Source organism: Kitasatospora sp. NPDC127067 (assembly GCF_042724755.1).
GTDB lineage: Bacteria > Actinomycetota > Actinomycetes > Streptomycetales > Streptomycetaceae > Kitasatospora > Kitasatospora lactacystinica.
Genome location: NZ_JBHXEM010000114.1, coordinates 20385 through 28203, shown reverse-complemented (window position 1 = coordinate 28203; position 7819 = coordinate 20385). Strand labels below are relative to the sequence as shown.

At 74.3% G+C, this 7819-nt stretch carries 8 protein-coding genes; 4 read left to right on the top strand and 4 right to left on the bottom strand.

All coding sequences use genetic code 11. From position 1 onward, the window contains the following. Positions 1-71: 71 nt before the first annotated feature. Complete coding sequence (locus ACFWJ4_RS32505; protein ID WP_380550482.1) at positions 72-1556, bottom strand: choice-of-anchor A family protein; 1485 nt, start codon at positions 1554-1556, stop codon at positions 72-74. 255 nt (positions 1557-1811) lie between these two features. On the opposite strand from ACFWJ4_RS32505, the gene ACFWJ4_RS32500 reads away from it, so the two are divergent. From ACFWJ4_RS32500 to ACFWJ4_RS32490, 3 genes are all read left to right on the top strand, one after another. Then, a complete protein-coding gene (locus ACFWJ4_RS32500) occupies positions 1812-2519 on the top strand; it encodes a 4'-phosphopantetheinyl transferase family protein (RefSeq protein WP_380550480.1) in 708 nt (235 codons plus the stop codon). A gap of 215 nt (positions 2520-2734) precedes the next feature. Next, the gene (locus ACFWJ4_RS32495; protein ID WP_359907208.1) at positions 2735-3217 is read left to right on the top strand and encodes a hypothetical protein; all 483 of its coding nucleotides are present in this window, start codon (positions 2735-2737) and stop codon (positions 3215-3217) included. A gap of 151 nt (positions 3218-3368) precedes the next feature. Next, positions 3369-4256 carry a helix-turn-helix domain-containing protein gene (locus tag ACFWJ4_RS32490; RefSeq protein WP_380550478.1) on the top strand — a complete coding sequence of 296 codons (888 nt, stop codon included), beginning with the start codon at positions 3369-3371 and terminating at the stop codon, positions 4254-4256. Positions 4257-4292: 36 nt separating this feature from the next. Here ACFWJ4_RS32490 and ACFWJ4_RS32485 read toward each other — a convergent pair whose 3' ends face one another. Together ACFWJ4_RS32485 and ACFWJ4_RS32480 are read right to left on the bottom strand one after the other, a co-directional pair. Continuing rightward, positions 4293-4715 (bottom strand): hypothetical protein, encoded by a 423-nt coding sequence (locus ACFWJ4_RS32485; protein ID WP_380550486.1) that lies wholly within the window; start codon positions 4713-4715, stop codon positions 4293-4295. A 156-nt stretch (positions 4716-4871) separates the two neighbouring features. Then, a complete protein-coding gene (locus ACFWJ4_RS32480) occupies positions 4872-5864 on the bottom strand; it encodes an Lrp/AsnC family transcriptional regulator (RefSeq protein ID WP_380550475.1) in 993 nt (330 codons plus the stop codon). A 197-nt stretch (positions 5865-6061) separates the two neighbouring features. On the opposite strand from ACFWJ4_RS32480, the gene ACFWJ4_RS32475 reads away from it, so the two are divergent. Next, positions 6062-6865, top strand: a complete 804-nt coding sequence (locus ACFWJ4_RS32475; RefSeq protein ID WP_380550472.1) for an inositol monophosphatase family protein — start codon at positions 6062-6064, stop codon at positions 6863-6865. Here the strand turns inward: ACFWJ4_RS32475 and ACFWJ4_RS32470 are convergent, their stop codons facing one another. Further along, the gene (locus tag ACFWJ4_RS32470; RefSeq protein ID WP_380550484.1) at positions 6866-7765 is read right to left on the bottom strand and encodes an amidohydrolase family protein; all 900 of its coding nucleotides are present in this window, start codon (positions 7763-7765) and stop codon (positions 6866-6868) included. It abuts the gene before it with no gap. Positions 7766-7819: the final 54 nt, after the last annotated feature.

Here is a 7819-nt window from a genome sequence, read left to right as displayed (position 1 = left end):
ACCCGGGCGGCCTGCGCCGCTGTTCGACTGTTCGGCTGTTCGGCTCCTCAGCTCCTCAGTCGTACGGACCGTCAGCCGTGGCGGCCACGACGACGACGGGCGGCCAGCACGGCCAGGCCGCCGAGACCGAGCAGGCCGACGCCCGCCACGCCGAAGACCACCGGGGCGTTGCCCGCGCCGGTGGAGGGCAACTCACCGCCGCCACCGGGGTGGTGGCTGGTCGGCTGCCCGGTCGGACGGTGGCTGGTCGGGGCCGGACCGGCACTCGACGTCGTCGCACTGGCCGACGGCGAGGTCGGCGCGGGCGAGGTCGGCGACGGGGACGTCGGGGTCGGAGAGGTCGGCGACGGGGACGTCGGGGTCGGAGAGGTCGGCGACGGCGACGTGGGGGACGGTGAGGTCGGCGACGGCGACGTCGGGCTCGGAGATGTCGGCGACGGCGAGGTAGGCGAGGGCGAAGGCGTCGGTGAGGTCGGCGACGGGCTGGGCGTCACGACGCAGTCCGGCAGGTCACCGTCGAACGGGTAGCTGTGGATCTCGTAGCCGCCGGTGCCGGTGTGGATCAGGTTGCCCGCGAGGTACACCCGGCCGTTCATGCCCGGCTGGGCGATGGTCGTGGTGCCGCCGGGGTTGCCGGCCATGACCGAGCCCTGGAACTGGGCGCTGCCGAGGATCTGTGCCGAGGTCGCGGTCGGGAAGTTGTACATGAGCTTCGAGCGCATGTCGGTGGTCTGGTCGCCGGCCAGCCCGGTGCCGGTGTAGGTGTTGATGATCGGGCTGTCCCCGAGCATGTTCACCACGACGGTGGCGCCGGCCGGGATGTTGTTGAAGACCAGGCCGATCTGCCCGCCGGACGGCGAAGCGAGGTTCTGGGTGACGTTGAAGACCTGCTTCATGCTGGTCCCGTCACCGGTGAAGGTCGCCTGACTGGAGGAGATGTCGACGGTGCCGGTCGCGGTGGCCCGGCCGACGCAGTCGGAGACCTCCTCGATCTGGGTCAGCACCGTCTGGTACGGCGCGGCGGCGTTCGGGTCCTGGATCGACTCGCCGGTGGGGTCGATGTTCACGGTGCCGGTGACGGAGCCCGCGTGCCGCAGGTTGCCGAAGGCCGGCCCGTGCGAGTCACTGCCGCCGATCAGGATCGCGTTGCCGGTCACCACGTCGACGTTGCCGCCGGTGGTCACGAAGTCGCTGCCGTTCGGCGGCACCACGCGCGAACCGACACCGACGACGCCCATGTTGTAGATGCCGCCGCCGTTCTTGTCGACGGTCAGGTTCCCCAGCGCGACGATCTTGCCCTCGGCCTCCGCGGCCCGGCCGTTCACGGTGTAGTTGCCACCGGTGAAGACGTTGATGGTGGAGTCGCGGCCGGTGAAGTCGCCGTTGTTGGGCGGCGGCCAGGTGGCGGGGCAGTCGGGTCCCGTGCAGGCGCCCAGCGGCGGAGCCAGCGGAGCGGCCGAACCGACCGTCAGCACCGCGGCCAGCGGCAGCGCGGTGACGGCGGTCGCCACCGCGATCCTGACGGCCCGGCGCCCGCGCGTCGCCGGGGTTCTCACGGTGGTCGTTCTGTGATCCGGCGAACCGGTGGCCTGATCCATCGACAATTCCTCCGTGCACGAGAAAAGGGCGAGACCGGATGACCCGCCACGTTCCATACGATCTGCTGGCGATCCCATAGATCCGGGATATCCAATACCAAAACGGACTTATCGCAGCCTACAGACCCTCAGATCGGATCCGAAACTCATACGTACGGAGCAGGGATCCCCAGGGCGGGCGCCGACCGGCGGCAAGGGCCTAGGTTGGGAGGCATGACCACCGAGGCCCAGGAACAGAGCGCGCCGCTCGTCTCCGTCGCGTCCGCCGACGCCGTACTGCGGCACCCCGAGGCGGGCGAGCACCTGCTGACCGCCATGGAGCGGGAACGCGCCGCGCGCTTCCGGCACGAGTCCGGTCGGATCGACTTCACCGCCGGGCACCTGCTGGTCCGGCTCTGCGCCGCCCGGCTGCTCGACGTACCGGTGGCCGGCCTCGTCCTCGCCCAGCAGTGCCCGGACTGCGGGCTCGCCGACCACGGCAAGCCCTACCTGCCGGACCACCCCGGGGTGCACGTCAGCCTGTCGCACACCCGGGGCGTGGTCGCCGCCGGCGCCGGGTTCCAGCCGGTCGGGGTCGACGTCGAGCTGTCCGACCGGGGCGGCTCGCTGCGTTCGGTCGCCCGCCGGGTGCTGGCCCCGGCCGAGCTCGCCCTGGTCGAGGCCGACCCGGAGCCGGAGCAGGCCTTCCTTCGGCTCTGGGTGCGCAAGGAATCGCTGATCAAGATCGGACGGGCCACCCTGGACACCCTCGGCCGGGTCGACCTCTCCGCCCTGCCGCTGTCCGTCCCGCCGGGCCCGCCGCTGCGCAGCCGGTGGGAGGACCTGCACCTGCTCGACTGGACCGACCCGGAGCACGCCGCCGCCGTGGGCGCCGTCAGCACGGCCCCGCCCCGGATCGTGGAGCTCATGGCGGCGGGCTGAACGGCCGGGCCGGAGGGGGCTCGGCGCCGGGCCGGAGCCGGCTCAGGGCCGGGACGGGACGGGCGCCGGGCCGAGTACCGGGCCGGAGCGGGCTCCCCGGCGCCCACCCGCGCGGTGGGCCGGGAAATAAGCGGTGTTAGCGTGCCTGGTCGTGGGCACGCCGAACGCGGGTGCCCGCCCACCAGCTGCCCACCGGATCCAAAGGGTGCCCCGCCATGGCCAAGTTCCTGCTGAGCCTGCACGTCCTCGTGTCGGTCCTGTTCATAGGCCCGGTCGCGGTGGCCGTCAGCATGTTCCCGCGCCGGGCGAAGGCCGCGCTGGCCGGAGGCCCGGACCGGGCCTCCGACGCCGGCGTACTGCGCGTGCTGCACCGGATCACCCAGGTCTACGCGCTGCTCGGGGTCGCGGTGCCGGTGCTGGGCATCGGCCTGGCCCAGGTGATGGACGTGCTCGGGCAGTCCTGGGTGATCGTCTCGATGGTGCTGACCGCGATCGCCGCGCTCGCCCTGCTGCTCTTCGTGCTGCCCGGCCAGCAGGCCGCGGTGGACGCGCTCGAACTCGACCCGTCGGACGAGCAGCACACCAAGGCCGTCGGCGGCCTGAAGATGCTGCCGATGACCGCCGGGGTGTTCAACCTGCTGTGGGCCGTGGTCGTGGTGCTCATGGTCATCCGCCCGGGGTCGAGCACCGGCGTCTGAGACCCTGCTCCCCCGGCCCCTCCCGCTCTCCCGGCCCCTCCCGGTTCCTCCCGGCTTCCCCTGAGTTCTCCGGTCCCCTGCTCCCGCCGCGCCCTCCCGACCGTCGCGCCCCCTCCCGCCGACCGGGCCCGTTCGAGTACCGTCCTGGGCCATGACGATCATGGCGGGCATGGGCAGCCCGACGGGAACCGGTGTCGGCCCGCTGCTGCGCGGCTGGCGGGAACGACGGCAGCTCAGCCAGCTGCAACTGGCACTGCGGGCGGACTCCTCGGCCCGCCACCTCAGCTTCGTCGAGAACGGCCGCTCCCGGCCGAGCCGGGAGCTGGTGCTGCGACTGGCCGAGCAGCTGGACGTCCCGGTGCGCGAGCGCAACACCCTGCTGCTGGCGGCCGGTTACGCCCCGCACTACCGCGAGACACCGCTGGACGACCCGTCGATGGCCGCGCTGCGCGGCGGACTGGAACGGCTGCTGGCCGCCCACGACCCGTACCCGGCGGTCGTGGTCGACGGGTCCTTCCGGGTGCTGGCGGCCAACCGCTCGCTCGGGCTGCTCATCAACGGCGTCGCCCCTCACCTGCTGGAACCGCCGTTCAACGCGATCCGCGTCACCCTGCACCCCGACGGGCTGGCTCCGCGCATCGTCAACCTGCGGCAGTGGCGGCAGCACCTGCTGGAGCGGATGGAACGGCAGCTGGAGCTGGTCCGCGCCGAGCCGCTGCGCCGGCTGTACGAGGAGGTCCGCGGCTACCCCGAACCGCCCGCCGAGGACCCGGCGGGTGGACCGGACGGGAACGGCTCGGCCGGGAACGGTCCGGCCGCGGGCGGACCCGTCACGGGCGGACCGGCCGTCGACGGGTTCCCGTTCGCGCTGCCGATGCGGATCCGGCACGAGGGACGGGTGCTCTCCTTCCTCTCCACCATCGCGACCTTCAACACGCCGGTGGACGTCACCGTCTCCGAGTTGGCCATGGAGACCTTCCTCCCCGCCGACACGGAGACGGCACGGTTCCTGCAGGCCGCCGTCGGGCCCGAACGCTAGTCGTCGGGCCCGAACGCTAGTCGTCGGGCCCGAACGCTAGGCCCGCTCGCGGGCCTCTCGCCGCAGGGCGGTGAACTGGAGGACGGCGAACAGGGCCACCACCACGGCCTGCGCCGGGATCCAGACGGACCCGGCGGTGGTCGGCTCCAACCACACCGCCATCGCGACCAGGCTGAGCACCACCCAGGCGAGGTTGACGTCGATCACGGTCCGCACCCCGAGCACCGGCGGCCGCCGGCGGGCGGCCAGCGCACCGACCGCGAGCGCGTAGCCGAGGAGCAGCAGCCCGACATCGACCAGGGTGGTGCGGCCGGCGCCGAGCAGTTCGCCGAGCGGGCCGGAGAGGACCAGGTAGGCCAGGCCGTTGCCGCCGGTGACCAGGGCGTCCAGGGCGAGGGCGCCGCGCACCGTCCGGGGCGAGAAGACGGAACCGGGCCTGGCGGGGGTGAGGGTGTTCACGTGGGCGGACACGGCGGATCGCCTCCTGTCGGGGGTGGGAGCCCGGGACCGTGGCGGCCGCACCGGGTGCCACCACCCTGCCCGGTGCGGCGGCGGGCGTCGATTACCCCGCAGGTAACGGCCGTCGGGTGCCCGGCGGGAATTGTCAGACACGCCCTACGGCCTCCGGGGCGGCTGCCGGAGCAGCACGCCCGCCCGCTTCACCGCGCGGGCGGTGATGGTGGTCTCGGCGCGGGCGACGCCGAGCGGACCGAGGGTGTCGGTGAGGAAGCGGTACAGCTCGCCGTGGTCCGGGCAGAACACCGTGGCCAGCAGGTTGGCCGGACCGCTGGTGGCGAACACCCCGTGCACCTGCGGGTGACGGGCCAGCGCCGCCCCGACCTCGGCGATCCGGCCGGGCGGCACGTCCAGCCAGAGGTTGGCGTCCACGGCCATGCCGAGCAGCCGCGGGTCCACGGTGGCGTGGGTGCGCAGCAGCCCCGCCCCGTCGAGCCGGTGCAGCCGGCGGCGCACCGTGGACTCGGGCGCGCCGACGGCCGCGGCCAGCACGGCGTGGGACTGCCGGGCGTCCTCACCCAGCCGCTCCAGCAGCGCGCGGTCGAGGCCGTCCAGCGGCGGGGGTGCGGCGGGGCGCGGGACGGCGGGCCGGGCGAGCGCCTCGGCCTCCTCCTCGGTCAGATGCCCGGCCTGCCACTGCCCGGCGTCGGCGAAGGCGTGCAGCACCGCGTGGGTGGTGGTCTCGGTGACGGCGCCGGTCGCGGGCAGCTGCCCGTACAGCAGCCGGTCGCGGGAACCGGCGTCGGTGAGCATCACGGCGCCGACCTCGTGGCCGCCGAGCATCACGTCGACGAACGGGACGTCGGGGCGGTCGGCGAGGGCCTGGGCGATGGCGTCCACCCGGCCGCTCAGCACCCGGACCCGCAGCAGCAGCGCGCCCACGGCCGCGTCCTCGACGTCCGGCAGCCGGACCACCCGCAGCACCCCGGCCTGCCGCATCCGGCCCAGCCGGCGGGTGACCGTCCGCGCGGACACGCCCAGGACCTCGGCGATCCGGCCGGGCTCGGCCCGTCCGTCCACCTGGAGGGCGCACACCAGGCGGCGGTCGAGGACGTCCAGCACGCTGTCCGGATCGGCGGTGGAGAGGTCCATGGTGTCCGATCCCCGTCACTCTCGGCGGCTTCTGCGTCCTGTTCGGCAGCCCTGACGGTACTCCTTGTCCCGGGCGGCCGGAGCACACCGGCCCCGAGCCCCGGCCGGAAGCTCCGACCCGGGGCTCCGGTCGGGCGTCGGCCCGGGGCTCCGGTCGGGGGCTCCGGCCCGGGGTGAGGAATCGAGGAGGAGTCACCGTGACGAACGAACTGTGGACGCTTGCGGAGGGTGTGGAGGCCGCGGTACGGGAGGTCGGTGCGGGGCTGGCCGCACGCCGGTCCGCCGACCCGGTCACCGCCCGGACCGCCGAGGAGGCCGCGGCCCGCTTCGCCGAGCTGGACGGCCCGGCCGCCGCCGCACTGCGGGAGCGGCTGACGGCGCTGCACCCGCAGGCCGGCTGGGCGCCCGAGGAACTGGACGGGTCGGTGCCCACCGAGGGCGAGTGGTGGCTGTGCGACGCGACCGACGGCGCGGTGCAGTACCTGCTCGGGCAGCCGCACTGGGCGGTGACCGCCACGCTGGTCCGGGACGGCGCGGCGGTGCTGGCCGTGGTGCACGCCCCGGAACAGGACGGCCGCACCTACCGGGCGGTGCTCGGCGGCGGCGCCGAGCTGGACGGACGGCCGATCGCGCCCCTGGAACGGGAGTTGGCCGTCACCGTCGCCGCCACCAGCCAGCCGCCCCGGGTGGCCGCCGACCCGGTGGCGCTGCGCCGGGCGGGCGAGTCGCTGTCCGCGATGGCAGGTGCCGTCCTGGCCGTGCGCAACCTCGGCCCCACCGCGCTCCAGGTGGCCCAGGTCGGCTCCGGCCACCTGGCGCTGTTCTGGGAATACGGCCTCGACGCGGGCAACCTGCTGCCCGGCGCGCTGATCGCGCGCGAGGCGGGCGCCGCGGTGACGGACGCCGCCGGGTCGGCCTGGACGACCGGCTCCGACGGCTTCCTCGCCGCCGCGCCCGGGCTGCACGCCCGGGCGCTGGAACTGCTGCGGACGGTACGGTGATCAGCCCTCGGGCTTGATGCCGAAGAGGGCGGCCGCGTTGTCGTGGCAGACCGCCCGCAGCCACTCCTCCCCCAGCCCCAGCCCGGCCAGCGCCTCCAGCTGGTGCACGTACCGGTACGGGATGTTGGGGAAGTCGCTGCCGAGCAGGACGCGCTCCCGGAGCCCGCGCAGGCGCGGCAGCTCCCCGCGCGGGAACGGGACGTCGGCCTCGGCGAAGTCGGTGAACGCGATGGTGGTGTCCAGCCGGACGGCCGGGTGGCGCTCGGCCAGGTCGAGGAAGCCGCGGTACTCGGGCATCCCGAGATGGGCGACCACCAGGACCAGACCGGGGTGCCGCTCCAGCACCGCGCCGATCGGGCCGGGGCCGGTGAACCTGCCCGGCACCGGCCCGGACCCGCAGTGGGTGACCACCGGGGTGCCGGTCTCGGCGAGCAGCCCCCAGACCTCGTCCAGCAGCGGATCCGCCGGATCGTAGCCGCCGACCTGGAGGTGCGCCTTGAACACCCGGGCACCGTCCTCGATCGCCCGGGCCACGTAGCCGGGCGCCCCGGGCTCGGGGAAGAAGGTCGCGGTGTGCAGGCACTCCGGGGTGCGGGCGGCGAATTCGGCGGCCCAGGCGTTCAGCCAACCGGCCATGCCGGGCTTGTGCGGGTAGAGCATGGACGTGAACGCCCGGACGCCGAAGTCCCGCAGCCGGCGGACCCGTTGCTCCTCCGCCTCGCGGTAGGTGATCGGCCAGGGCCGGTTCACCAGCGGGCCGGCCGCGTCGAAGTACGCCCACACCTTGTCGAGGACGTTCTTCGGCATGAAGTGGGTGTGCACGTCGATCAGCCCGGGCAGGCCGAGCTCCTGCCAGAACCGCCGTACGCCGTCCGCTTCCTGACCGCCCGCCCGGTCCAGGTCGTTCTCCTGACCCTGGTCGCTCGCCCGGTCCTGGTCGCTTGCCAGGCCTTG